This window comes from Vibrio sp. THAF64 (assembly GCF_009363455.1).
GTDB classification, from domain to species: Bacteria; Pseudomonadota; Gammaproteobacteria; order Enterobacterales; family Vibrionaceae; genus Vibrio; species Vibrio coralliilyticus.
The window spans coordinates 1170547-1196250 of sequence record NZ_CP045356.1 but is presented as its reverse complement, the minus strand read 5'-3'; the positions used below and the strand labels follow the sequence as shown (position 1 = coordinate 1196250).

Genomic DNA, 25704 nt, shown 5'->3' with positions numbered 1-25704 from the left:
CTTTTTAAATATCACACAGTTTATCGGCTGTAGCGCCATAGGCGGAACTTCACCAACAAATTAAACATCTTATTGTCCCATGGGGCAGCAATCATACTCGCGAGATCGATTTTCCCTTTCTTCACCACACCTTTTGCTTTGCTGAAATTCAGAAAACCCTCTTTACCGTGGTAATGTCCCATTCCTGAAGCGCCCACGCCGCCAAAAGGAATATCGTCTGCCATCACATGAATCATAGAATCGTTGATGCAAGCACCGCCAGAATGAGTCGTATCAAGGAGCTGATTTGCCCGGCGCTGATCATCATCGAAGTAATACAGTGCCAGTGGTCTCTCGCCCGCTTGAACGTACTCAGTCACTTCCGACATATCCGAATAGGTGATGACCGGAAGAATCGGACCGAAGATCTCTTCCTGCAGCACCAACATGTCGTTAGTTGGATTAAGCACAAGCGTCATTGGCATTTTTCGAGTGCCTGAAAAATCTTCATTTGCAGGATTTATCTCAATTAAGGTGGCGCCTTTGTCCTCTGCATCTTGCAGATACTGCTGAAGTCGATGCAACTGGCGTTCATTAATGATCGCAGTGTAGTCCTGATTGTTTTTCATGCTTGGATAACGGCTGGAGAACACGTCACTGAATGTCTCGCAAAACTCTTCCACTTGAGAGTGATGACAGAACACATAGTCAGGAGACACACACACCTGACCGGCATTAATTGCCTTACCAAATGCGAGACGTTTGGCCGCTTCTTTGGCGGAATAGCTATCGTGAATAATAGCGGGCGACTTCCCTCCAAGCTCCAGTGTTACAGGCGTTAAGTTCTCTGCCGCAGACTTCATCACCAATTTGCCCACGCTGGTTGCTCCCGTAAACACTAGGTGGTCAAAAGGTAATTTGGTGAACGCGCTGCTGACCTCAACATCGCCTTCCACGACTGCCACTTCATTCTCATCAAAAATTGAACCTAGCATCTCTTTCATTACCGTAGACGTCTTCGGAGCAAATTCTGAGGTTTTGATCATGGCTCGATTGCCTGCCGCCAGAGCACCGATAAGAGGTGATAAACCAAGAAAAATCGGGAAGTTCCAAGGGACAACGATGCCAATCACACCGAGTGGTTGATATCTAACTTCAACCCGAGACGGCTTAAGGGAAAGAGGCACATGGCGTTTTTGCGCTTTCATCCATTTGCGTAAATGCTTTTTGTTGTATGCAATACCTTCCAATGCAGCAAGAATCTCAACCATCATGGTTTCCGCCGAGCTGCGGTTACTGAAGTCAGCGCTGACAGCCTCAATAAGCTGATCTTTGTAGTCCAACACCGCGTAGTTCAGCTTCTTCAGCTTAGCGATACGCTCATCTGCATTTGGCATTGGGTTTTCTGCAAATGCTTGTTTCTGAACGTCAAGCACCTGACTTAGGTAGTCAAATGAAGAGTGTGTGTGGTCTATCATTACGGCTGTCATAGTTCTGTCCTCCAATCTGATTTACACAAATTATACGAAGAGAACGGCAATAAAATAATTGAATATTTTTCTTATCCGTTACAAAAATTTGGAATAACCAAGTTTATACTGGAGCTATGCACAAAGTTTGTCGGTGTTGAAAAGATCCTTCATTAGCCAAACTGTACCAGTGGCATACAATCAATAGCCATGAAACCTAGAATCACCCCACACTGACTCATTTCCTAATGTGCTATGTGGCCGACAATTAAAGAGAAGAACTATGCTTGATGTTTCGGATATAAAGCTGCTGCAGAAAGTGACAGAATTGGGCAGTATTAACAAGGCCGCTGACGAGCTTTATATGTCGCAGCCAACTTTGAGCAAGCGTATTTCACGACTAGAACAGACTCTTAACGTAAAGTTGTTTTTCCGTCATAGCTCAGGAATGCAGCCGACTGATGTGACTAACTACCTGATAAAAAACGGACAGTTGGTGCAGGCCAAATTGGATTCAATGTGCCGACACGTTGAACGACTTGCCTCTCTGGAAGGCGGTAAGCTGAATATCGGTGTTGGGCCTATCATCGAACAACTTTACTTTCCCAAAGTCCTATTGGACTTTGTCGAGCAAACCAGTCAGGTCAAGACGTTACTCAAAACCGCGAATGCGAGTGAACTGCTCACTATGACAATGGATGGTCACCTCGATGTCGCAGTAGGGCCATTTAACATTGATGACTTACCCAATGAGCTTATTTCAGCCCCTGTGCAAGGTGCGCCCATTGTGTTTGTCGCTCGCCCAGAGCATCCATTGTTTAGCGACAAGAAACTCAATTGGGATAAGCTTAAACAGTACCCAGTGATTGCTCCTGATGCTGGCAACACACTTAAAAGCTATCACTCAAGTCAGTTCAACAGCGATTTCGTCCAGATAACCTGCGATAACTACACCACATCGAAATCTCTGGTGAAGACATCAGACTTTATCACCGCGGGTCCCAGACTGCTCTTTTCCCGCGAGATTCAAGAACAACAGTTAGCTGAGATTCCTCTAGAATCAAATATTTACTGGCAGTCATCGTGGATAGCACGGCGAGAAGCGGTCTACACCCCAACGGTCAACAAATTCATTAAGATTCTGGAATCTAACGCGCTCGCTGGAGGCTAAGTTCAGCCAACACTGGCCTGAGCGTAAAGGCTTCAGGCCAAATCGTTACACTGCAAAGTTAACGCATTGCTTCAAAGCTAAGTGGGTCCGCGTTACCATCACAATCAAACTTAGCGACATGCTCGTACCCCTCTAACGTCATCGGTACACCACTTTTCGCATTCCATTCAAAACCGCATTGCTTGCTCTCAATCAGGCTGTAAATGTAGCTGCTACTAATAGACAACGGGTCGCCGTCATTGCTGCAATCAAACTTGGCTATATGCTCATTACTGCCCATTGGGCTTGGCGTACCTTTGGCGGCATGCCATTGCAATCCGCAGGAAGAGCCATAAATATTGGCATAGATGTAACCGTCTTCTATCTGCACAGGATCAGCTGAGCCATTACAATCAAATTTTGCCACATGCTCGTAACTGGCTAGCGCTATCGGTGAGCCCTTGTCTGCATCCCACTCCAAACCACAACGCTTACTTTCAATCGTCGCGTAAACTTTTTGTGCCTCTATATCACCAACAAGAGGAAAACCATCAAGGCGTAATCGGTTTTGCTTGATACCGAGAAACTCTAAAATCGTTGGTACAATAAAAGTTTGAGCTGGCAGGTTATACAGGCCGTCAAAGTCTTGGTTCACCACGGAAACATAAGACTGATAGCGGCTGTGCAGAGGTTGGTTGGAAGCAATAAAAATGGTCTTTTCACTCGAGGTTTGGTTACCATGGCCACTGCCTGTTCTCGCATTGCGGCCATGATCAGTGGTGACCAGAACCAGCCACTCCTCGTCTTTCTCAGTCTGGCGTTTCTCAACCGCATCTAGCAGCTTACCCAGTCTAGCATCGCTGTCTGTAATTGATTTGTCGTACTCATCACCCCAGCCATGGCTATGACCTGCACCATCAGGCTCATCCAAGTGAACAAAGATGAAGTCAGGGCTGTGAGAGCCTAGGACTTCCAGCGTTCGATTCACACTGTAATCGTCACCGCCCCCTTCAGAATGGGCTGCTAACAGAGGCATATCTGCAGGGAAATAAAGCGTATTGATGGTCCCCCAGGTCGAAAATGAGTACATCTGAGCTTGGTCTTTGGCGTTGTGAATCTGACGAAAGATACTCGGCCAGTCAGCATCGGCGGGGCCGACACTATTACTCGAAATGCCGTGTTTGTTGACCCAAACACCAGTAAGAATCGTTGTCCAACCCGGGCCACTACTGGTCTTCTGTTCACTAAATCGCCCTTTAACACCTCCAGCATAAGCTTTCGTGATCTGGAGACGATCAAAAGCAGGGGTCGGCAATTTAGCGATATGTTCAAACTGCATGCCATCAATGCCAACCAGCAATACCTTCTTATTGCTGGCCTGCGCAGTGGTGGCAAAGATGAAGATTAGCGGTAGCAGCCAACGTAACGTTATTAGTCCTTTTGTCATGATTGTTGTTCCTGTGGAGTTAAACACGCGGACGATTTAACACAGCATTCATGACATCAATGTTATCTGGTGATGAATTTTAATACGCAATAAAGTCAATAAGATGGAGGCAATTCCATCTACATATGTGGCCTCATCGCAGTAAGGTTATATTCTAACGCGGAGCTGATCAGTTTCGGGGTCGGCAGCTTTGGGTTTCCCGCGCTAGGCTGATGAACAGAGCCCTGATCGTGCAATTCATCACCAAGCGTCGTCTTATAAACCAACTCATCTGGGCTGCTTGGTTCGTTATGACACAGGTACACTTCGGTCGAGTCTTTGAGTTCATATATCTTAGATAATGACTCAAATGTCGGGTCGCTATCTTTAGCCGAATCCCCTTCTCCAGAATGAAGATGTGAATCACCCACGAATAATGCATCACCAATTTTAAAGGTAAGATCAGATGGTGGATGACCGGGAGTTTCTAACACTTCAATATGAGAATGGCCAAAATCCAATTGTTCATTTTCCAACAGGAAATGCTCAAAATGATAAAGATCGGTAAGTGACAAATCATCCTTGCAGCTAGCGTATACCTCTTTGACATGATCAGAAATGTAGATTGGCGCTTGTAGTACTTTGCTGAGGTAGAACGAACCCGACAAATGATCAGCATGAATATGTGTTTCAAGAATCGCGGTGACATGAAGTTGATTTTGTTCAACGTGGTCAATGATTTGCTGCGCGGATTCAAAACTGATCTTACAGTTTTCCTCATCATAATCAGCAACAGGATCAATCACTATCGCCTCATTGGTGTCCGAATCTGCCACTACATAACTCAAGCTACCGGATTCAGGATGAAAAAAGTGCTGAATGTTCTGGGTTGTCATTATGCCCTCCCGCAAAGACCGCTTTTCATTGAACGTAACTTTGAGTTTAGTCGCGATTGGCGTTTAACGAGAGGTGCATAGACCATAATTTAATCTCCTTTTTAGGGAGAAAAAATACACTGAGATTTTTTCTGTTTAAGAATCAGGCCAGTACCAATTTGGAGATGAAAGAGGGTCCAAACCCGGAATAATCGTCTGACCAAACTCCTTGTCTAGCTGAATAGCATTGCATTCTGGATGCTCGGCCAACGCCGCAATCAAACGTGGAGCATGAGACACAACCCAGACCTGAGTATTCTCGGCCGCGTGAGAAATTAGACGCGCTAAAGCAGGCAACAAATCTGGATGAAGACTGGTTTCTGGCTCATTAAGAATCATCAAGCTTGGTGGTCGAGGCGTAAGAAGAGCGGCCACCCACAGCAAGTAACGTAAAGTCCCATCTGACAACTCAGCACCACTCAATGGTCTAAGCAAACCATTCTGGGAAAACTCCAACGAGAATCGACCATCAGCCTGATTCACAATACGGATGCTGGCGCCGGGAAACGCATAGTCGATTGCTTTATAAAGTACCTCTTTGTCACCAATTTCGATAATGGTCTGTAAAGCAGCAGCCAGATCGCGGCCGTCATGGTGTAAAACCGGAGTACGAGTCCCAAGTTGAGGTTGTCTGGCGGGGGCATCTTTGTCAGTTCTGAAATGATCGTAGAAGCGCCAGCCGCGAATCGTTTCCCGCAGCATAAATGCCTCTGGCGTTGCCATTGGGTCGGCAATTTGATCAAACAGGCTATGATAAGTGGCGATGTGGCTTGATATGACTTGCCATTTTCGTCCTTCACGCGCTTTAATCGCAGGCCCATTTCGGTCTATCAGTGCACTGGCAGGTCGATATAAAGGACCATTCCAAATACATTCACGTTTAATCTCTGGGTCAAAGCCAAACATTGACATCGTCGGCGCTGGTAAACCTAATGAAATCGCGTAGCTGAACTCTTCAGTGGCAAAGCCAAGTTTGAGGCGTTTGACCTTCTGCCTTACTGTCGCTTCAATGGCATGTTCGCCTCGCTTCATCGAGTTGGTTATCTTTTCCGGCCCCGCCCAGAAAGTTGAATCTAGGCCACCTTCAGTCGCGAGCGCAGACACCACACCACCTTGCGCTGTATCCGCCAACAAACGAAGTGCTTTATACAAGTTGGATTTACCGGTGCCATTGGCGCCCGTTATCACATTCAATCTGCCTAGTGGAATAACCAGATTTAGAATCGAACGATAATTATTGATCGCCAACGCTGTAATCATATTCACATCTCGTTTAAATAAAATAAAACATATATTGAAAAACTATTAATCGAACGTTAACATTCAATCGTCTACATGTCATGCGGCCCCCAGTATTGACAAGCTCCACAGTGTGGACCCTACCTTTTTGTGAGACATTCAGCCAAAACCTTTCAATTTAGTCATTTAGAACGGTAAACCATTCATTTTAACTAACCTTTTGGTTAGATTGATGTGCGCTTTATTTTATATCATTGCTTATCTTTTTTGTTGATTCAGGTTACATCATGGGTGTCACAGTTTGCGCAAATGGGCTGAGCGTGGTCCACAAGGGATCGGGAGGAGAAGCAAATGCGACTCTCCCCGACGTTTGTTTGACGACAGTAGGTAATTCCGTTGTACCAATTCCATATGGTAACAATGCGAAGTCGGCAGATCTTGTCGGCGGGACCACAACGGTATCTATGGATGGTGGTAATAGTATTGCCATCAAAGGCAGCAAATTTGCAGCAAGTACTGGTGACGCCGGTGGTGATAAAAAAGGCGTGTCATCTGGCACGATTGAGTCCGAAGCTGAATTTATCTCTGCTTCCCCAACCGTCACAATGGAAGGGATTGGTGTTTGTCGCCTGACGGACCAGATGACCATGAATATGGCTAACACCATGTGCCTTGGTGGTGTACAAAACCCTTCCGTCTCTGTCACTGAGGATCAGGAAGGCACCTACACACTCGAACTCACTTGCAAATACCCCAATGGACAGCCTTACGCGAATGCACCATTTGAACTGAGAGAGTCAGGCGGTGGGCCAATTGGCGCAGGTGTACTGGATGCAACAGGTTGTGGCACCGTCAGCGGCTTACCTCTAAAAGAGTGTATTTTGGTGCTAAAAGAGACCGCAGACACCTATACCCCGAACGCAACCTTGCCAGAAAACGCCCCAACAGAGACATACGAAGATTCTCATGACTTTTGTACTTTTGTTGCGGGAAGAAGAGCGCCGTTTTGGGAAGACAAAGTCGGTGTTGCCAATGACTGGGGCATCTTGCTCTCGCCTTCTTTTAGCGATGATGATTTCAAAGCTATGGTCTACGAACAAAGCCGAATCTTGTCACCCCATGTCGTCAGCAAAAATCATTCTAACGATTTCTCCGAGTCTTTCGTTTCATCCCTTTTCCACATTCAGGAAGATCTTGAATCACTAGAAAAGTACGAATCTCTACTTGAACTCCTTTTCGAGAAAGTGCATGAGAACGGCGATATCCTGCGCATCCTGTTCCAGGCCGATCTTCTGGACCCGCCTTCTGAACTGCTTGCCAAGCTACGTTTGTTGGGTACAGGTAATACCATACAGCACCTTCAACTGGTTCTTTGGACACTCATCAACCAACAGCTTTGTGGCTTTATTGATGACTTGATAGCTGCATTGGACATGCGATTAGAGTTTATTCAGGCGCAAGCTGAGGCTCGCTCTCTGACCGCAGTTCAAGAAGGCGTTCAAGGCTATCGAGATGGCATGAAAGTGATGTCTCGTGCGCTTCCTGATGTCTTCAGTGAAATCCTCACCCAGGCTAACGATAAGCTTTTAACCATTTCAGGCATGGCGATTGGCACCATAGTGAATGTCACGGGTCAATCAGGTTTCGCAACGAACTCAGGTGAAATCAACGCCGTTGTCTACACCAAAGCCAACAACCTCAACCGTCCTTCTTTCATTGTCTTTGACGACGTTTTCTCAGATTAAGGTATGACCTCATGGATGCAGTTTTTCCTATAACACAAAGAAATGGCGAGCCCTATCATACACTTAGTGATTTCACTAAACTGTTCGACCAAGTTAAGAGTGGTCGTTACCTCCTAGGGCAAGGTTATGGTTGGCACAGTGGTGTTCACTTGACGTCCAAGATGGTGCCTTGGGGTAAAGGATTAAGACCTATCCAAGCAATGATGGATGGGAAAATTGTCGCTTATCGTATTCACGCTGACTACCAAACCACCACATACAAAGACCAAGAGCTCAAATACAGTAACAACTTCGTTCTACTGGAACATGAATACAAAAACCCTGAGAAAGATGACGAAGTCTTTAAACTGTACTCTCTCTACATGCATCTTGCTCCGCCATCCGATATCGGGGCTAATTCATCGCTGACGACTCGCTATAAGTTGGTTGACGATGGGTGGAACGTCCGAACGTTTAAACTTGGTGGTGCTCCTGAAAGAGGGAAAGTGGAAAGCAAAGTCTCTATGTCAAGCGGTACGGTTTTGGAGTATTTGCATGCGGAAGAGCAAGAAACCGTAGGGTTTGAAATTGGGGGCCACACTTATAAGATGATTAAGTGCCGCGTTGTTCAATTGGGTGACTCCCCTTCATCTAGCGAAAAGAAAATGAAAGGCAAAATCGTCTGGTTTGCGGCAGGCAAAGACAGCGATTTCGATATTCTTAACGACACTTCTGTGATGGTCCCAGAGCCTGTCTCTGAACCAGAGTGGATGTCTAAAAATGCCGCCTCATTGCGCGATGGCAGCGTCGTAACACTGGGCCTCCCCTTACCACTCAACATCGACTTTGGCGCTATCGAAGTGAAAGCGGGGGACGAACTGGGCTATATGGGGCTTCACGAGTACAGTAACGATGCCCACGCCACCAAGAAAGAAGATAACCGAGTCCACATAGAGCTATTTTCCGTAGAAAAACCGCCTGAGTTTTTCTTAAAAAAGATTGCCCCAAAAAATGCAGAAGAAAGCCCTCTTATCACCATTGACGGCAGTGGGAGTGATGGCGCTCTGAGCGTATCCAATGCGTTCTATAGCCAACTGCTCGAAGAGCTATCCAAAGGTGAAGAGATTGATTTCTCGGCATTCAAACCAAGAGAAGCCAAAGTTTACTTAGAAAACAAACGTAAACACTTTGAACGCGTTATCGCAAAGCACCCTTCTGACTGGTATACAGACGTCACTAAAGAAAGCTATTCTATGATTCATCAACTCGCCAAAGAAGTGATGGATGAAAAGTACATGACAGGTTTTGTTTCTGAAAAGGACTATCTAGAGTCACCTTGGCGTAGTGAGGTCATGAACCATCACGAAATATTCTCACAGCATGAACTAGAAAGAGCGGATAAGTTTTCCTGGATGCAAGACACCCAAAGCAAGATTACGCTCCCAGACGATAAAAGTGTCTGGCATTATTGGCCTTTTTCCGTTTATAAAGAAGAGCTTATTACGTTTGATATGGTGTATGCTGCAAATCTACAACGAGATAAGCATCAGTGTCTGGCTGTTTTACCGTTTTTAAACAAATATGCAAAAGCATACGGTTTAAATGGCAGCAATGTAATTGCACACTTTCTATCACAAATAGGGCATGAGAGTCATTTTAAAGCAGCAACTGAGAACATGATGTATTCAGCGAAAAACATGCGGAAGACATATGGTTGTAGACGTGGGGCTAGATACTATGACCCGGATACGGATACTTGCAAATTAGGAGTGTTGCCTGGAAGAGAAAAGCTCTGGAGCCATGAAAGTGATTACGCTAAAAATCCCGAAGCTTTAGCAAACTACGTCTACTCTGAACGTATGGGTAATGGCAATGAAGCCTCAGGAGACGGTTACAAATATCGAGGTAGAGGACTCATACAGTTTACAGGTAAGGATAAATACAAGGCAATAACACAGTTTCACAATGAGAATAACCCTGAAGATCAGAAAGATTTTGTCGCTAACCCTGAATTACTTGCAGACAATTTGGATTATGCCGTTTCATCTGCATTTTATTACTGGTATGTATTTAGAAATATAAAAAATGAAACTATAAAAACTTCCTCTGTTGAAGAGGTCACTTATTTAGTTAACGGTGGTTACAATGGGCTTGAAGATAGGATTAAAAGATATAATGAAGTATGCAAGAAGATGGGTATTAAAAGTGATCAATAGGTATTTATTATTAATAACAACTTTATTCATTTCTTTATATAGCCATGCTAACGAAACTCCTGTACCAATAAAGACAGAAAGTGGATATCTAATAGAAATAAAAGAACAAGACAGTGAATACTACCCACTAAAATTGTCAATTAGTAAAAATGGAATTTTTAATAAAGTTGATGAATATTCATATGAAGGTGGAACACCGATAGTCGATTCAATGAAGATAGTTAACTTAGAAAACTCTAATAACCTTGTAGTTCTCGTATATTGGAATGTTGCAAACCCTGAATTAAGAGGAACTGTTTATAAAACCTACGTTTATACTTTAGAAAATGACGTTCTTTCCATAAACAAAAAAATCACTAATGATAATAATCTAGAAGGTTTCGAAGGTTTATATAATGAAGGTGAAGGTGGTAATGGTCAATATCAACTAAAAGAACTACCAGAAGTAGAAGAATATCTACTATCTAAATATTCTCAATCTAGTAAAAAAACAAGCGAGTTATCTATGTGTAATGAAGGTACAGAAGAAGTTTTCTCATGCACTTTAGAAAACAATAAACAAGTATCTTTATGTGCCCTTGGATCTAGTTTTATTTATCGATATGGAACTCCAGATAATATTGAACTTGAATATCCTAATGATGGTGAAAAACCTCTAGATTGGCGCTTAATTCAAGGCCCTAGCCTGAAGCAAGAAGTATTTTTCAACAGAGGAAAATATAATTATGCTCTCAGCTACTCAATGGATGTTGTCGATTTACTTTCTGCTGAATTTCAAGATACCTATGCTTTGGACGTTGAGCATAATGGAAAATCCATCTTTTCTAGAACATGTAAAGAAGTATCAAAGCCATTTCCTCCCCATTTTGGAGCGAGCTTTCAATAACAAACTTTTTATCACTTTAAGGATAAGTAAACTTTGGTCAGATCTTGGATGATAATCGGATGCAGTCTTTTGCTAGGCTGCACTACAACCTATCGGTTGGAAGACGTAACCCAAAAAGAAGGGGTAACAATAGATAAGCAAGCTTTTTCTCAAGGAAAGATCCAACCAATATCCGGTAAGGTGCAGTCAATAAAAAACGATCAAATATCTACTAATTGGTTTAAAGATGGCAAGCTAACAAGAGAACAGCTTTACACTGGATCTGAGCAATTAATAGAGGATGCCAGCTATGATGATAACGGCTCACTCCATGGTTTCTTCTACTCTAAAACTGACTCAACTGGAAATGGTAGTGAAGGAAAATATATACATGGTGTAAGGCACTATGCTTGGAAAGATTGGAGTAATAGACGGACAACGGCCTCCAAATTAGATGTAGAATTTGAGTTTGGTGTCCAAAAATCAAATATTGATATCATACGTAACAAAATGGGGATAGATCTTCCATGGAAGTTTACATTTAACGAAAGCACCACGTTCTCTAATCTATATTCTCAAGATATATTCCATCATACTTTTTCAGAGACCCTCAACGGATGGGCTGAAAGTAAAAATAAATATGGTATTACTAGGGCGTTCTTCAATAATGGTAAGTTCATTGCTTACTGGAAGTTTGATCGAAAAGGTAGGGCTCAACGTTATATGGAGCTAGATGGTAATAATGGAAAGAAGGTTTGTAGCTTTAGTCTAGGAAAAATTTATAGCTGTAAAAGTGAAAACTCAAAAGGAGTTATACAAGGGTTTCAGTTAAAGACTGATGGAACAAAACGTACATATACTATCTATCACGTTAATAATGGTGTATTAAATGGACAGTTTCTCGAATGGTCAGAGCGAGATAAAAAATTAGTCCGTGATGAATATATAGATGGTGTTTTTTCTTCATCAACTACAGCCATATCTAATAGTTTCTCTATAAATTATGATTGGCACGGCAAAAATCCCGGCAAGGAAAATATAAAAATCTTCGAAGATAAACGCCAAATAGATAAAAAATTCAGCGGTTGGGCAGAGATATATAATATATATGACTTACTATATTTTCGTGGTCAATACCTAAATGGGAAACAGGTAAAAGCTTGGGATTTTGACTATTACGGTAAATTACGTAACTACAACGAATATAGTGAAGATGGAAAAAAAACTAACTTTTACTTCAATAATGGAAAACTTGAACGTTACACCCAGTATGACTCTAACGGAAAAATGTATGGTACAAGGATTACATTAATTGCATTGAGAGAACAAGAACCATACTACTTAAAAACTGATGTAGATTTACCACTCAAGAAACCAGAAAAATACTTCTGGAATGCACCACTAAAACGCTACACATTGCTTAGCGAGTTCCAGCAGAACTAAAAAAGCGCCCCGTCCTTTCTCTGCTTACACAAACATGCCGGTATCGGATATCTCAGGCATAAAACCGTTATCGGCTTAGCAGGTTCAGGAAGGAGCGCTTAACTCGTTAGATGGGTAGTGGAATCAGCTCCAGACCCAGCACGCCACTGATGCTCATCACCACCAGCAGAGAGACTTTAAACACCGATTTCGACCATTGGACGTAATTGCTGTAGTCAACCTTGCGAAACGTCACCTGTGTCCACATAAAGCACATAACAGCGGCAACCGCTAGGTACTCATAGCCAGCCTCTCCCAATAGGAATAGAGCCAGTGAGACGGCACCAAAAGCCACAACATATGCCTTCATATGGCGATGAGCTTTGTTGATGCCTTCTTTCACTGGCAAAACCGGAATGCCCGCGTCGCGATAATCTTGCATACGGAACATCGCAATCGCGTACGAGTGCGGCATTTGCCATAAACAAAACATGGTAAACAGCAGAATGGCCTCAAGGCTGATGTAGTTTGTTACCGCCAGATAGCCCACCAAAGGTGGCACTGCACCGGAAATGCTACCCACTAGCGTGCCGTACACAGACGTGCGCTTGTACCACATGGTGTAGAAAAACACGTAAAACACGTAGCCCAGCAGTACTACCACTGCTGACAGCGGATTGGCGAGCTGAAACAACAAGGCGGTCCCGCTGAGCAGCATCACCAAGGCATAAACAAAAGCAACATCGATATTGATGTTACCTTTGACTGTTTCACGATTCTGAGTGCGCTTCATCTTTTGGTCGATGTCTCGGTCAAAGATGTTGTTCACTACGCAGCCTGAAGCAATCACAAGCCCGACACCAGCGAGTGTCGCCAGTAACAAGTTCAGACTTGCGTGCTCTGTTTTTGCGGCAAGGAAAAACCCCGCCGCAACAGATATCAGGTTGCCGAAAATGATGCCCGGTTTGGTAATAGACAAATAACTTTTCAGCATACTCTGGCCTACAGCTTCATGTTGACGTTCATGTTGTAGATGATCCACACCGAGCCAGCGATAAGAATCAAGACAACGATGGCTGTAAACATCAGTGACACTAGGTTCCAGCGACCATCGGAGGTTTTTACTTCCATATGCAGGAAGTACTTAAAGTGCACAAAGATTTGTACCAGAGCACAACCAAACAGAAGAACATATGTCGCCGTGTCAGGCAGCGATTGCGTCCACACAAAGTAGAACGGAATCACGGTCAAAATCAGAGATGCAACGAAACCTTTAACGTAATCCGACGCACCCGTTTCCAGATGTTGATCCATTACATTACCCCCAACAAGTAAACGATGGTGAAAACACAGATCCAAACAATGTCTAGGAAGTGCCAGAACAGGCTCAGGCAGTTAAAGCGCATCGCCATATTGTCGTTAAGACCTTTCGTCGACAGTTGGTGATAGCACACCGCCAGCCAGATAAGACCAAACGTCACGTGCAGGCCGTGAGTGCCCACCAGCGTGAAGAACGCAGAAAGAAATGCGCTCGCCTGTGGGCCGTAGCCCTCAGCAATCAAGTGATGGAACTCGTACACTTCCATGCCAATAAAGCCAAGCCCGAGCAAGAAAGTTACTTGCAACCAACGCTTTAAGCCCGCGACATCTTTGCGTTTCATCGCAATCATGCCAAAGCCAAACGTAATACTACTGAACAGCAGCAGCATGGTTTCAACGAACACAAATGGCAGTTCGAAAATATCTTTACCTGTCGGCCCGCTAATCGAGCCGCTTTCTAGTACTGCGTAAGTCGCAAACAGGGTCGCAAACAGTACGCAGTCACTCATCAGGTAAACCCAGAAACCAAACAGTTTGTTGCCGCTGGTATCGTGGTGATCATGATCGTGAGACGCGATGTTAGCTTGCATACGTCACCTCCAGATCGTCTTTCTTATTATCATCTTGCACAGGTTTTTTATTCGCTTCTTCAAACTGAGCACGGCGCTCAGCTTCAATCGCTTTTATCTCTTCGACTTCAACGTAGTAGTCCACGTCATCGTTGTAGCTATGTTGAATACAGGTCACGATGATGCCGACGAAACTCGCTGCTGCCAGCCACCAGATGTACCAAATCATCGCAAAACCAAATACCAGCGCCCATGCAGACACATAAATACCTGTAGGCGTGTTCTTCGGCATATGGATGCGTTCGTATTCCACTTCTTTGGTTGGGTCGAACTCACCGCTCTGCTTCTGATACCAGAATGCGTCTAGCTCGTCGCCTTTTGGTAAATGCGCGAAGTTGTAGAACGGCGGAGGTGAAGACGTCGCCCACTCAAACGTACGGCCACCCCATGGGTCACCTGTCAGATCACGATTCTGTTCGCGATCACGGATACTGACGTAGATCTGGATGAACTGGCATATGACGCCCATCGCAATCACAGCAGTACCTGCCGCAGCAACAGCCAGCAGAGGGAAGTACTCTGGGTTAATGTCTTGGCTCAAGCGACGAGTCATGCCCATAAAGCCCAGTGCGTACAGTGGTAGGAAAGCCATCAGGAAGCCGACAATCCAAAGATAGAATGCACGTTTGCCCCACGCTTCGTTCATCGTGAAGCCAGTCGCTTTCGGGAACCAGTAAGTGATTGCCGCAAAGCAACCAAACACCACACCACCGATGATCACGTTATGGAAGTGCGCGATTAGGAATACTGAGTTATGAAGAACAAAGTCAGCCCCCGGAACCGCCATCAGTACGCCAGTCATACCACCGACTGAGAAGGTGATCAGGAAGCCCACCGTCCACATCATTGGTGTAGTAAAGCGAATGCGGCCTTTGTACATGGTGAACAACCAGTTGAAAATCTTCACCCCGGTTGGGATGGAAATGATCATGGTTGCGATACCGAAGAAGGCGTTAACGTTCGCACCCGATCCCATAGTGAAGAAGTGGTGCAGCCATACAACAAACGCCAGAATAGTGATCACTACCGTTGCCCATACCAGCGAGGTGTAACCAAACAACTTCTTGCGAGAGAAGGTTGCGGTCACTTCCGAGAACACACCAAAAATTGGCAGGATCAGGATGTACACCTCTGGGTGGCCCCATGCCCAAATCAAGTTGACGTACATCATCACGTTGCCGCCAAGATCATTGGTGAAGAAATGGAATCCGAGGTATCGATCCAGTGTCAGCAATGCAATCGTCACTGTCAGGATTGGGAACGAGATGATGATGAGGATGTTGGCACATAGAGACGCCCAAGTGAAAACTGGCATCTTCATCATTGGCATAGACGGAGTGCGCATACGCAGGATGGTGGCGAAGAAGTTCACACCCGTCAGCGTGGTACCGACACCAGATATTTGCAAGGCCCATATCCAATAATCGACTCCAACTCCTGGGCTAGCATCAATACCCGACAGTGGCGGATACGCTAACCAGCCAGTACGACCAAATTCACCTAAGCCTAGCGACATATTGGTCAGGATGACACCAACAATAAACAACCAGAAACTGAGGTTGTTCAGATACGGAAAGGCAACATCACGAGCACCAATCTGCAACGGAACAATGATGTTCATCAGGCCGATAACCAGAGGCATCGCGACGAAGAAAATCATGATCACGCCGTGCGCGGTGAAAATCTGGTCATAGTGATGAGGCGGCAGGTAACCCGCTTCACCCGCAGAAGACAGCAACTGCTGACTGCGCATCATGACGGCGTCGGCAAATCCGCGCACAAGCATCACCATCGCAACTGCGATGTACATAAAGCCGAGTTTTTTGTGGTCTACTGACGTAAACCATTCGTTCCACAGGTACTGCCATTTCCCTGCTTTGGTCACCGCGACAACCACTGCCAAACCAACCAAAGCGACAATCGCTAAGGTGATGACGATGATGGGTTCGTGGTATGGAATTGAATCGAGAGTTAATCTTCCAAACATTACGATTGTCCTTGGTTTTCAGGCAAACAGTTCATTGAACCAGGATGCTGGGTCACGACATCAGTAAACAAAAACGGTGGCACACTGGAGAACAGCGTGACTGGCTCAGCGACACTTGGTGCTGCCAGCGAACGGAATTGCTCCCAGTCTTCGATGCGATCTGGGCTGGCTTTCACCTTCTGCACCCAGTTCAGGAATGCCGCGCGATCAGGCATAGCGGACGCAGTAAACTTCATCTGCGAGAAACCTTTTCCGCTGTAGTTTGAAGCAAAGCCTTTGTAATCGCCTTCATGGTTAGCAATCAGGTTCAGCTTGGTCACCATGCCCGGCATCGCGTAGATCTGTGTCCCAAGGCGTGGGATAAAGAACGCGTTCATAATGTTGTCTGACGTCAGTTTGAAATTGACCGGGACATCTTTCGGAAACGCAACGTAGTTAACCGTTGCAATGTGTTCTTCCGGATAGATGAACAGCCATTTCCAGTCGAGTGACACCACTTCAATCGTCATGGGTTTCACATCACTCACCAGAGGCTTAGACGGCTCCAGTTCGTGCGTTGAACGCCATGTAATGGTGGCAAGAATCGCGATGATGATGATAGGAATCGTCCATACCACCACTTCGATCTTGGTCGAGTGAGCCCATTCAGGCGCGTACTCTTCGTCGGTGTTAGTTGCGCGGTATCGGTAGGCGAAGTAAATCGTCATCAGAATCACTGGGATCACAACGATCAACATCAGCAAAAGAGCGGTAATAATCAGCTCTTTTTCCTGGACACCAATAGCACCTTTCGGGTCAAGCAAAGCAGAATTACATCCTGAGAGCAGCAGAATGGCGGTCACCAAACTTCCCCTCGACAAGATGCGTTTATATCTTGAGGCTTCCATTAACTTTCTCGATGTTTGTCCGGTTGCAGGGCAATGCCTGAAGGCCGGTTGTTATAGTCATTAGAATGTTTATGTGTTGAGCATGTGCAGCATCGCAAAGCAAAGTGTGGGGTTATCAAATAAGCAATCCGGTTAAAAACCATGCTGCTTATATGGTTTAATTGTTACACTTCGAAATACAATGTTACATTCTGCGCATTATGCTTAGATCGAAATTGAAGCTCATCTGTCGAACTTGGAAACTAACCTTCCATTAATGAAATTGACGTATTGATGAACAGCCGCTTATCGCCCACAACACCGTTGACGTGCCACATAAGAAAGCCATGAAAGGTAAGGGATAGCTGCCGATTAACAGTTCAATTGAGCAATAAGTCATTTGCTCGCGTTTAACTGGCTAAACAGATCGATCTACAGATAGATAAATGTGATATTGATCACATTAAGGAATTCACGTAGTTTTTGGTGGGTATTCACTGTAAAAATCACCCATAGCGCCAATGCATTCACCAATAAAATCATTACGACCTTATCGACGCTATGATGAGCAATGCGACTGCGCGCCAAGCAGAGAAGGTAAAAAAATCCCCATCATATGACGGGGATTGGAGATGAAAGTGAAGTGAGCGAAAAGCTACTGAAAGCGTTCTCCAGCCGCAGCAACAAACGCCATTTCGACCAAGAGATCGGGATTTGCCAGTTCGACTTTTACACATGCACGGCTCGGTGCTGCTCCTGGCGGAAACCAGTTATCCCACTCTTGGTTTAACGCATCAAAATAAGCAAAATCAGTTACATATATGGTGACTGATAAGATGCGGGACTTATCACTGTCGACGCTGCTGAGCATCTTCTCTGCCTGAGCGAAGATCTGCTGAACCTGACCTTGCATGTCAGCAGAGGTATCACCCTCTGCCACTTCGACAAAATGCGCGATGCCGTTAAATACGGTCACGTCAGACCAACGTTTGGTCGGGTTAATTCGGTGTACTTGTTTCATTTGATTCTCAATATTAGTGCTCAATCAGACAAACAGGTGCATCAATTTGGCACTGGTAATTTGCCGGACTCAGGAGACCTGTTGATTGGCAACGTAGGTAGCTAGCGAGATTATTAGAATGTTGATTGGCGACAATTAGCCAGTTGCCATCAGATGATAGCGTAAAGTCCCGCGGAAACTGGCCCTGACAATCTTGCGCCGCTAACCACGAAGGTAACCCATCTACCAGCTCGAAAATACTAATCGCATTCTGCTGACGACAAGAAACGTAGATAAAGCGCTCATCACAAGACAGCTTGATCGCTGCGGCGGCCTCTCCTTTTGGCTGGCCGGGCAGCAAGTCGCACTGGTCTACCATACGCCAGTGGTTACCTTCCTTAGTCAGCGTAATCAGCGTTTCCGCTAGCTCGCATACAACGTAAGCCATGTCTTCATCGCCATTCATCACCAGATGCCTAGGGCCACAGCCGGGGGGCAGTGAGATGGTTTGATGAAGTTGGAACTGGTCACTTTGTGTATCAATGTCATAGAGATGCAGCGAATCACTACCCAAATCGACCACAGCCAACTGAGGTGTGTGATTTAAAAACTGCACCTGATGAGCATGCGGCGATTGCTGACGCTCACTGTTAGCGCCTTTACCATCCACAAACAGGTCCGCGACGAGTTTGAGCGGCTTTCCATCGCCATCCAGCACGTAGACATTCACATTTCCGGAACCATAATTGGCCACCGCCACATATCGCTGCTGGCAATCCACATCAATATGACAAGGGTAGTCACCTTCAATGGCCAACACGCCAGAACGAGCATCCGACTGAAACACCAAAGCAGCGCTGTCGGTACGGCAAACTTCAGAAAATGTATAAAGACCAGAGGAAGTATGAGTGAGGTAAGAGGGATTGCGTATCACCATGGCATCATCAAGTCGTGTCAGTTCCCCCGAAGAGGTGTTTAGACTCACTTGAGCAATGCCTTGGCTCTGACTTGGATCGTCGGTATAGGTACCAACATAAAAATGTAAGTGATTACTTGCTTTCATTATTGACCAGATAAATAAAACATTAGATTCTTAATACATTGCCGCCAACACACGTTGACGGCAATGCCAAAAGTCAATTAGTTGGCCAGTTTGTGAAGTAACATCTCGGTCGGTTTGACAATCGCCACAATGGTTTCATCAAGAATAATGGCGTTATCATCGATGATGCGTTGATATTCAGCCACATCACTCGCACGCAGTGTTTGTCCTTGCTTTGCTGCTTCTATCAAAGTCAGAGCTAACTCAGAAACTCGCACTGTCGCGTCTGACACCACCACGGTATCCACTGATGCCACATTGGCAGCAAAAATCGGTTTTGCCTGCTGCGCCGCAAGCTTGGCAGTCTGGTAATGAAGTGCCAACTTATCCAGTGCAAGAGTGTCCCCTTTGGCGAACGCTTCAACCAAATCGTTCATCTCGTACACCGTGAGGCTTTCCATCGGTAGCGCATCCGCAAAACGATTTAGACGCTCGTACTTGTTGTACAAGTCACCTTTGTTTGGTGTGGAGATCCACTTCTCCCAATGACGTGCGTAGTACTGCGCGGGTTCGATGTAGTTCGACAACGTTTGCAACGGTGCAACATCAGCACTATTCGCCAGACGCTTGAGCATCATGTTGGCATCCGCGTGATGACGAAGGCCCAGCGAGATTTCAGACCAAGTGTCCATCACTTTCATGCGCTGATACATGCTGCGCTCATCGGTCAACTCCTGACTAGACCAAAGGCGCTCTGCAATCGCATAGCTACGAGGCCACAGTCGATGTTCGATGGTGGTTGAATCCAGATTCTCACCCCAGACGGTAATCTCACCACCTAAAATCAGATCCTTCTCATCACCTTCTAGTACTGCTGGATAGCCACCGTTTGGAGCAGGAATCACGCTGCCTTTCACGTCGCTACTTGCCACTAGCTCACCCGTTGCAGGCCAGCGCACGTTACCAATCAACTGGTAGCTGCCCTCTTTAAGCTTGCCGCCTGCAAACTCATAGTTGAACTCGGTGTACGACATAAAGTTATCGAAGTGACCACGGAATTTCACACCCGGGACGTATTCTAGAATATGCACTTCCTGACGTGATTTGCCGTTGTAGTCGGTAAAGGCTCTGAATGAACCGTCTGCCGCTTCAATAATGGTCAGGTTACCCTTACGCGGACCGCCCTTATTGCGTGGTTTAACCCAGTCGTAGGTGGCAAACTTTTCACCTTGATGTAACTTGTCGTCAACGGTGATGCCGCTTGGCATTGGGTCATTGCGATAGTGGTAGCTGGTCGGTTGTGGTTGATCCAGATAGTAGCCGGTCGAAAGCACACCCTGATAGCCCTGCTTCGCCGCGCGACCAATGCTGTCGTGACCACGCCAGCTCTGGATGACAATCGATGTAGGCAGATCTTTATGCCAGATCTCATCCCAGCCCGTCATCTTCTTACCACGCTGTTCAAGCATCTTTTCAACTTTGGTGTTGAGGTAAGATTGCAGGCCACGCTCACCATCCAGCTCGTTGTCAGCGATAAACTGCTGGATGCGTGGGTTTTCTTGCCACTGTTTATAATCCGGCTCATCACCACCGATGTGGAAATACTCGTCTGGGAACAGTTCAACCACTTCATCGAATACACTGGCCAACATCTTGTACAGCTCTGGGTTAGTTGGATCCATCAGAGGTTCAAACACACCCCAGCCACGTTGCTGCGGGTAGGATTGCTCACCAAGGCCAGACATGAGTTCAGGATAGGCATGCGCGACAGCAGAAGCATGACCCGGCAGGGAAATTTCAGGAATGACACGAATACCAAGATTGCGCGCGTAATTCACCACATAACGGATTTCGTCTTTGGTGTAGTAATCACCATCAGCCGTCTCTTGCCACAGTTTCTGGTAGTTATCGAGCTGAATGCGAATCCCTTGGTCATCCCAGATATGCCAGTGGAAGACGTTCATCTTCGCGGATGCCATTGCATCAAGTTGACGCAGAATCACGTCCAATTCAATAAAATGACGCGCAGTATCATAAGAGACACCACGCCATTTGAAACGCGGTTCATCCTCGATCTCTACATTCGGTACAAAGTAACCGGAAGCGTCTGTGGTCACCAGTTGTAGAAACGTCTCCAGACCATGCAAAGCGCCGTATGGGCGCTCGGAGTCAATACGGATTTGGCCATCTTTGATCGACAGCTGATAAGACTCATCACTCTCAACGTTTTGTACTTCATCTTTCGGTGCCTTACTGATATCAATTACCAAGGTAGCCTTGTCTTCCGACTCAGCCTGCCAGTGGAGCATTGGCAAACCCGTCTGACGATAGAGGCGATCCACCGTTCGTTTGGCGTTGAACTGAACACGTTCAGAATCATAGCCTTTGATGTAAATGCTGAAAGATTTGTCGATTGCGACCTTGCCCTCGCCCAATTCCACTGTTTGTGGATAAGGCATCAGATTAAGGTCTGTGTTTGGAGCCATAGCCATTGTCATAGGGGCCGCCATTAAACCAGAGATAACCAGTGCTAATGTAGCTTTCTTCATCCGTATTCACCCACTGTTTGCTTTTATTCGTTATTGTTTTCGATTCATATCACGCTACGTGCGCGACTGCTTCACGAACCAGTTGACCAATTTCTTCCCATTGTTCGTTCTCAATCAGCTTTGGTGCGACCATCCAGGTGCCACCACAACAAACAACGCGCTCGATCGCTAGGTAGTCGTTCACATTACCCTTTCCGATCCCACCTGTTGGCATCAGGCTGACATCCACATACGGCGCCAGTAACGACTTAACCATCGCGACACCGCCAGACGCTTCTGCTGGGAAGAACTTAAGGAAATTCAGACCAAGTTCTAACGCTTGCTCAACCTGACTCGGGCTGTTAACACCCGGTACGATTGGCATGCCAACTTCCTGACAGCGACGTACCGTATTAGGATTAAGACCCGGTGCTACGACAAATTCTGCGCCAGCTTGTTGCGCTTGTTCGATTTGTTCTGCGTTGAGCACCGTGCCCGCGCCGATGCACATTTCAGGGTAAGCTTCGCGCATAGCTTTGATCGCCTCTGCGGCCGCTTCAGTTCTGAAGGTTACTTCCGCCACTGGCAGGCCGTTTTCAACTAACACTTTGGCAAGCGGAATGGCTTGCTCAACGCTGTTGATTTGAATCACTGGAATTACTTTGAATTGTTTAAGTTTGTTGATCATTTCGATAGTCATGTTGCTTACCAAAAAATTTTATTGAGTCAGATGGGCCATCGCTTCACGAGGAATGATGGCGCCAGAATATTGAATAACAGTCGCGGCCAGCTGATGGCCTAGCGTTGCAGAAGATTCGGGCGTTAGACCCGTTAACCGGCCTGCAAGATAGCCCGCGGCAAAAGAGTCGCCAGCGGCACAAGTATCGACAACATGAGTGACACGTTCAGCGCCGACCGTACAACGCTCAGGCTGCGCTGCATCAAAACGGATAATCTGGCAAGGCTCACTGCCTCGCTTGATCACCACTTCTCTGCAACCAAAACGCTGACAACGTTGCTCGACACTTTCTTCGTCGCCCCAGACACACTGATCGTCGTCTTCCGTGATGAGAGCAATATCAACCAATGGCAATAGCAGGCCATACCAATGCCTTGCCTGTTCCGCGCTCCACAGTTGAGGGCGGAAGTTGTTATCGAAGATGACTTTGCCACCACGCAGAGCAAAGCCCTTTAACTCCTGAATTAGGCGTTCTTTACTTGCGTCATCAAGAATGGCGAGGCTGATACCACTGAGATACACGTATTGCACCTCTTCCCGCATCATCGCCTGTTCAAGTTTATTGGCAGACTCAGTCGCTAAATAGCCTTTCACGGCAGCGCTATCGCGCCAGTACATAAAACTGCGTTCGCCCGTTGCATCAGTTTCCACCATGTACAAACCAGGCAATTTGTTTGCAAAGCATTCCACCAAATGGGTTTGAATGCCCTCTTGCTGCCAAGCCGATAACAGCTGCTGAGATAACTTGTCTTCACCCAGCCCGGTGGCGTACGAAACCGATAATCCAGCTTGCGCGGTTAAGCGCGCCAGATACAAAGCAGTATTGAGCGTATCGCCGCCAAACCCTTTGCGAAGAGGTTCGCCGCTCAGCTCAATCATGCACTCCCCGAAAAAGGCGATATGGGGTTGAGAAACTTGTGTCATGAATACTCGACCTGTGAATTAGAGGCAGCGGTCAGAACAGACCGCCGCCGTTTAGAAAGGATTAGGCACTTTCCGCTGCTTTGCGGTTTTGTAGAGACTCGTCGTTTTGTAGTACGCCGTTTTCTGACAGTTCCATTTCCATCAGAGCGCGCTCGTCATCAAGAATCGCACGTGCCATTTCTGGAGATACCTTATTCGCTGGTGTCATCAGGCTAACAACCACACCAGCAAACAATGCAACTGCACAAGAAGGGATCACAGGGTTACCCCAGTAAGCGGTTAGGTCAGCGCTTAGCATCACAGTGAAAGACGCTACCGAAGCACCAATTAATGTTGCTAGTGCCCCCTGCCAGTTGTAACGCTTCCAGAAGCGACCCAACATACCGCACACAAACATGCCCGACATGACGGTAGAGATCATCTTAGTGATGTAGCCAATGATGTCGTTCGAGGTCAGGGCAAACAGCAGAGCGAAACCAATTACGATCACCAATGCCAGACGAGAGTAGTTCAGCATTGACTCTTTGTTTGGCACCCGACCCGTGAACATTACATAGACATCGCGCAGCAGGATAGAGACACCCGCAATCGCGTCCGAACTTGCACTTGACATGGTCGCAGACAAACCCGCAATCAGAACAATCAGGCCAACACCAACAGGAAGCACGGTTGCTGCCACGTAAGGGAAGGAGAAGTTCGGATTATCCAGCGTCGGGTCAATCGCGTGAGCGGCCATACCAATCACAGCTGGGATGATTGAGAAGAATAAGTACAGAATGCCTGAGCCGACGAATGAACGACGGATAGTCGGCACATCTTTACCCGAGTAGATACGCTGACGGAACGATGGTGTTGCCAGTACGCCGACACCAATTACTACAGCCAGTGATAGCGCTGGCACCACGCCAAGCTTTTCAATCGCTAGGAAGCTGGTCGCTGCAGGGTCCATTGCTGAATACAGGTTCTCAAGACCACCAATGTGTTGTACAGACAGCACCGCCATCAGGATAAAGCCAACAAACAAAATGATTGCCTGAATAGTGTCGGTCCATACCACAGCGGTGTAACCACCGATCACAACATAAATGGTAAAGGCAGCAGCGATGATGATCTTAGCGGTGTTAAGGTCAATATCCGCGATCCACGCTAGATACATACCGCCACCCAAGATGTGAGCGCCAAGCCAGCCGATTGAAGCGATGAAGATCAGCAGACCAACAACGTTCTTGACGATGCGATTTGCACCCACGTAATAAGCCAACTCTTCACTCATGGTCATGAAGTTCAGTTTACGCACTGGCGCAAACCAGAGTGCCAGTAACAAAATACCAATCGCACCACCGATACCATAGAGCGCACCCGCCCAGCCGTTAGCGTAACCAAAACCAACAGCCCCCATACTTGAGCCAGTACCCACCATAGTGGCAACGGTAGTACCTAATACTAAAAACAGAGGTAAGCCGCGTCCGCCTAACAAAAAGTCTTCACCTGATTTTTGGTTACGGGAAACAAACCATCCTAACCAAATCAGAAATACGACATATGCGCCGAAACCGGTAAGAAAAAGTGTGCTATTCATTGAACACCTCTCAATATCAAAGTCCATCTTTCAGAGTGATATAATTCCAGCAGCTTTAATTAAGAATAATAAATACAATTATTAACTTGTTATTTTATTTGCTTATTAAATGCAATTATTAGCACTGCGAATTAGAATTATATTTGTAGGGAGAGAGTGCCGAGAATATATTAACAGGGAACAAATATTTCCCGGCACTCTTAATAGAGTTTTGTGACGTTTATCGGCGGTCTTCGCGATAACAAGTCACATCTACTTCGACTTTCACATCTACCACCAAATCACACACCATACAGATGCGTGCTGGAGGATTTGCACCGAAGAACTCTTTAAATACTTTGTTAAAAGACTGGAAGTAACGCGAGTCCGTCAGCACGACCTTCACGTGTACAACGTCTTCTAGGCCATAGCCCGCTTCTTCCATGATATCGACACAGTTCTGAATCGCTAGACGTGACTGGTCAACGATACCACCTTCAACCACTTCGCCATCAACCATAGGTGTCTGGCCTGAAACGTAAAGGAAACCGCCAGCTTCTGTTGCACGGGCAAATGGTAGATGTTGACCACCAGTACCGACACCGCCTTCTACACCATATCGTTTAATTGACATAATATTCTCCAGTTTTAAATCTATTACTTCTGATTTATATATTTAGCTTGTT

General features: G+C 46.1%; 21 protein-coding genes. 5 read left to right on the top strand and 16 right to left on the bottom strand.

Annotated features, from left to right (window positions below):
• Positions 1 to 20: 20 nt before the first annotated feature.
• Positions 21 to 1469: a coniferyl aldehyde dehydrogenase gene (locus tag FIU99_RS21940; protein ID WP_006961867.1), complete on the bottom strand. Its 1449-nt coding sequence runs from the start codon at positions 1467 to 1469 to the stop codon at positions 21 to 23.
• Between the two features lie 262 nt (positions 1470 to 1731).
• Between FIU99_RS21940 and FIU99_RS21935 the strand changes: the two genes are divergently transcribed.
• Positions 1732 to 2619, top strand: a complete 888-nt coding sequence (locus FIU99_RS21935; protein WP_006961868.1) for a LysR family transcriptional regulator — start codon at positions 1732 to 1734, stop codon at positions 2617 to 2619.
• Between the two features lie 58 nt (positions 2620 to 2677).
• Here the strand turns inward: FIU99_RS21935 and FIU99_RS21930 are convergent, their stop codons facing one another.
• The 3 genes from FIU99_RS21930 to FIU99_RS21920 form a co-directional block, all read right to left on the bottom strand.
• Positions 2678 to 4045, bottom strand: coding sequence for an alkaline phosphatase family protein (locus FIU99_RS21930; RefSeq protein ID WP_152472553.1), 1368 nt, complete (start codon positions 4043 to 4045; stop codon positions 2678 to 2680).
• Between the two features lie 119 nt (positions 4046 to 4164).
• Positions 4165 to 4920, bottom strand: coding sequence for an MBL fold metallo-hydrolase (locus tag FIU99_RS21925; RefSeq protein WP_021455242.1), 756 nt, complete (start codon positions 4918 to 4920; stop codon positions 4165 to 4167).
• A 135-nt stretch (positions 4921 to 5055) separates the two neighbouring features.
• Positions 5056 to 6219 carry an AAA family ATPase gene (locus FIU99_RS21920; protein ID WP_152472552.1) on the bottom strand — a complete coding sequence of 388 codons (1164 nt, stop codon included), beginning with the start codon at positions 6217 to 6219 and terminating at the stop codon, positions 5056 to 5058.
• Between the two features lie 266 nt (positions 6220 to 6485).
• Here FIU99_RS21920 and FIU99_RS21915 point away from each other — a divergent pair, with 266 nt between their 5' ends.
• From FIU99_RS21915 to FIU99_RS21895, 4 genes are all read left to right on the top strand, one after another.
• On the top strand, positions 6486 to 7943 hold the full coding sequence (locus FIU99_RS21915) for a DUF4150 domain-containing protein (RefSeq protein ID WP_152472551.1): 1458 nt from the start codon (positions 6486 to 6488) through the stop codon (positions 7941 to 7943).
• Positions 7944 to 7954: 11 nt separating this feature from the next.
• Positions 7955 to 10138 carry a hypothetical protein gene (locus FIU99_RS21910; RefSeq protein ID WP_251768414.1) on the top strand — a complete coding sequence of 728 codons (2184 nt, stop codon included), beginning with the start codon at positions 7955 to 7957 and terminating at the stop codon, positions 10136 to 10138.
• Positions 10068 to 11024, top strand: a complete 957-nt coding sequence (locus FIU99_RS21900) for a hypothetical protein (protein WP_152472550.1) — start codon at positions 10068 to 10070, stop codon at positions 11022 to 11024. Before FIU99_RS21910 ends, FIU99_RS21900 begins: the two co-directional genes overlap by 71 nt.
• A gap of 69 nt (positions 11025 to 11093) precedes the next feature.
• Positions 11094 to 12446, top strand: coding sequence for a hypothetical protein (locus FIU99_RS21895; RefSeq protein WP_152472549.1), 1353 nt, complete (start codon positions 11094 to 11096; stop codon positions 12444 to 12446).
• 106 nt (positions 12447 to 12552) lie between these two features.
• On the opposite strand, the gene cyoE is transcribed toward FIU99_RS21895, so the two are convergent.
• The 12 genes from cyoE to FIU99_RS21835 all read right to left on the bottom strand — a co-directional run bounded on the left by cyoE (position 12553) and on the right by FIU99_RS21835 (position 25652).
• The gene (cyoE, locus tag FIU99_RS21890) at positions 12553 to 13419 is read right to left on the bottom strand and encodes a heme o synthase (protein ID WP_152472548.1); all 867 of its coding nucleotides are present in this window, start codon (positions 13417 to 13419) and stop codon (positions 12553 to 12555) included.
• Between the two features lie 8 nt (positions 13420 to 13427).
• A complete protein-coding gene (cyoD, locus tag FIU99_RS21885; RefSeq protein WP_152472547.1) occupies positions 13428 to 13739 on the bottom strand; it encodes a cytochrome o ubiquinol oxidase subunit IV in 312 nt (103 codons plus the stop codon).
• Complete coding sequence (gene cyoC, locus FIU99_RS21880; RefSeq protein WP_006961884.1) at positions 13739 to 14335, bottom strand: cytochrome o ubiquinol oxidase subunit III; 597 nt, start codon at positions 14333 to 14335, stop codon at positions 13739 to 13741. The genes cyoD and cyoC overlap by 1 nt, the downstream gene beginning before the upstream one ends.
• Positions 14325 to 16361: a cytochrome o ubiquinol oxidase subunit I gene (gene cyoB, locus FIU99_RS21875; RefSeq protein ID WP_099608113.1), complete on the bottom strand. Its 2037-nt coding sequence runs from the start codon at positions 16359 to 16361 to the stop codon at positions 14325 to 14327. Before cyoB ends, cyoC begins: the two co-directional genes overlap by 11 nt.
• Positions 16361 to 17248: a ubiquinol oxidase subunit II gene (cyoA, locus tag FIU99_RS21870; protein ID WP_080568982.1), complete on the bottom strand. Its 888-nt coding sequence runs from the start codon at positions 17246 to 17248 to the stop codon at positions 16361 to 16363. The genes cyoB and cyoA overlap by 1 nt, the downstream gene beginning before the upstream one ends.
• 634 nt (positions 17249 to 17882) lie before the next feature.
• The gene (locus FIU99_RS21865; RefSeq protein ID WP_152472546.1) at positions 17883 to 18248 is read right to left on the bottom strand and encodes a RidA family protein; all 366 of its coding nucleotides are present in this window, start codon (positions 18246 to 18248) and stop codon (positions 17883 to 17885) included.
• Between the two features lie 13 nt (positions 18249 to 18261).
• Positions 18262 to 19290 (bottom strand): lactonase family protein, encoded by a 1029-nt coding sequence (locus tag FIU99_RS21860; RefSeq protein WP_099608115.1) that lies wholly within the window; start codon positions 19288 to 19290, stop codon positions 18262 to 18264.
• 77 nt (positions 19291 to 19367) lie between these two features.
• Positions 19368 to 21818, bottom strand: a complete 2451-nt coding sequence (locus FIU99_RS21855) for a beta-N-acetylhexosaminidase (RefSeq protein ID WP_152472545.1) — start codon at positions 21816 to 21818, stop codon at positions 19368 to 19370.
• Between the two features lie 49 nt (positions 21819 to 21867).
• Complete coding sequence (locus tag FIU99_RS21850) at positions 21868 to 22497, bottom strand: bifunctional 4-hydroxy-2-oxoglutarate aldolase/2-dehydro-3-deoxy-phosphogluconate aldolase (RefSeq protein ID WP_152472544.1); 630 nt, start codon at positions 22495 to 22497, stop codon at positions 21868 to 21870.
• Between the two features lie 18 nt (positions 22498 to 22515).
• Complete coding sequence (locus FIU99_RS21845) at positions 22516 to 23460, bottom strand: sugar kinase (RefSeq protein ID WP_152472543.1); 945 nt, start codon at positions 23458 to 23460, stop codon at positions 22516 to 22518.
• A 61-nt stretch (positions 23461 to 23521) separates the two neighbouring features.
• Complete coding sequence (locus FIU99_RS21840; RefSeq protein WP_019275236.1) at positions 23522 to 25039, bottom strand: sodium:solute symporter family protein; 1518 nt, start codon at positions 25037 to 25039, stop codon at positions 23522 to 23524.
• A gap of 220 nt (positions 25040 to 25259) precedes the next feature.
• Positions 25260 to 25652 carry a RidA family protein gene (locus FIU99_RS21835; protein ID WP_006961895.1) on the bottom strand — a complete coding sequence of 131 codons (393 nt, stop codon included), beginning with the start codon at positions 25650 to 25652 and terminating at the stop codon, positions 25260 to 25262.
• Between the last annotated feature and the right edge of the window lie 52 nt (positions 25653 to 25704).

Coding starts and splice junctions, on each gene's coding strand:
- FIU99_RS21925 (WP_021455242.1), bottom strand. CDS start 4,920: ATGACAACCCAGAACATTCAGCACTTTTTTCATCCTGAATCCGGTAGC.
- cyoA (WP_080568982.1), bottom strand. CDS start 17,248: ATGGAAGCCTCAAGATATAAACGCATCTTGTCGAGGGGAAGTTTGGTG.
- FIU99_RS21935 (WP_006961868.1), top strand. CDS start 1,732: ATGCTTGATGTTTCGGATATAAAGCTGCTGCAGAAAGTGACAGAATTG.
- FIU99_RS21865 (WP_152472546.1), bottom strand. CDS start 18,248: ATGAAACAAGTACACCGAATTAACCCGACCAAACGTTGGTCTGACGTG.
- FIU99_RS21860 (WP_099608115.1), bottom strand. CDS start 19,290: ATGAAAGCAAGTAATCACTTACATTTTTATGTTGGTACCTATACCGAC.
- cyoD (WP_152472547.1), bottom strand. CDS start 13,739: ATGGATCAACATCTGGAAACGGGTGCGTCGGATTACGTTAAAGGTTTC.
- cyoC (WP_006961884.1), bottom strand. CDS start 14,335: ATGCAAGCTAACATCGCGTCTCACGATCATGATCACCACGATACCAGC.
- FIU99_RS21835 (WP_006961895.1), bottom strand. CDS start 25,652: ATGTCAATTAAACGATATGGTGTAGAAGGCGGTGTCGGTACTGGTGGT.
- FIU99_RS21900 (WP_152472550.1), top strand. CDS start 10,068: ATGGGCTTGAAGATAGGATTAAAAGATATAATGAAGTATGCAAGAAGA.
- FIU99_RS21930 (WP_152472553.1), bottom strand. CDS start 4,045: ATGACAAAAGGACTAATAACGTTACGTTGGCTGCTACCGCTAATCTTC.
- FIU99_RS21850 (WP_152472544.1), bottom strand. CDS start 22,497: ATGACTATCGAAATGATCAACAAACTTAAACAATTCAAAGTAATTCCA.
- FIU99_RS21855 (WP_152472545.1), bottom strand. CDS start 21,818: ATGAAGAAAGCTACATTAGCACTGGTTATCTCTGGTTTAATGGCGGCC.
- FIU99_RS21940 (WP_006961867.1), bottom strand. CDS start 1,469: ATGACAGCCGTAATGATAGACCACACACACTCTTCATTTGACTACCTA.
- FIU99_RS21840 (WP_019275236.1), bottom strand. CDS start 25,039: ATGAATAGCACACTTTTTCTTACCGGTTTCGGCGCATATGTCGTATTT.
- cyoB (WP_099608113.1), bottom strand. CDS start 16,361: ATGTTTGGAAGATTAACTCTCGATTCAATTCCATACCACGAACCCATC.
- FIU99_RS21910 (WP_251768414.1), top strand. CDS start 7,955: ATGGATGCAGTTTTTCCTATAACACAAAGAAATGGCGAGCCCTATCAT.
- cyoE (WP_152472548.1), bottom strand. CDS start 13,419: ATGCTGAAAAGTTATTTGTCTATTACCAAACCGGGCATCATTTTCGGC.
- FIU99_RS21845 (WP_152472543.1), bottom strand. CDS start 23,460: ATGACACAAGTTTCTCAACCCCATATCGCCTTTTTCGGGGAGTGCATG.
- FIU99_RS21920 (WP_152472552.1), bottom strand. CDS start 6,219: ATGATTACAGCGTTGGCGATCAATAATTATCGTTCGATTCTAAATCTG.
- FIU99_RS21915 (WP_152472551.1), top strand. CDS start 6,486: ATGGGTGTCACAGTTTGCGCAAATGGGCTGAGCGTGGTCCACAAGGGA.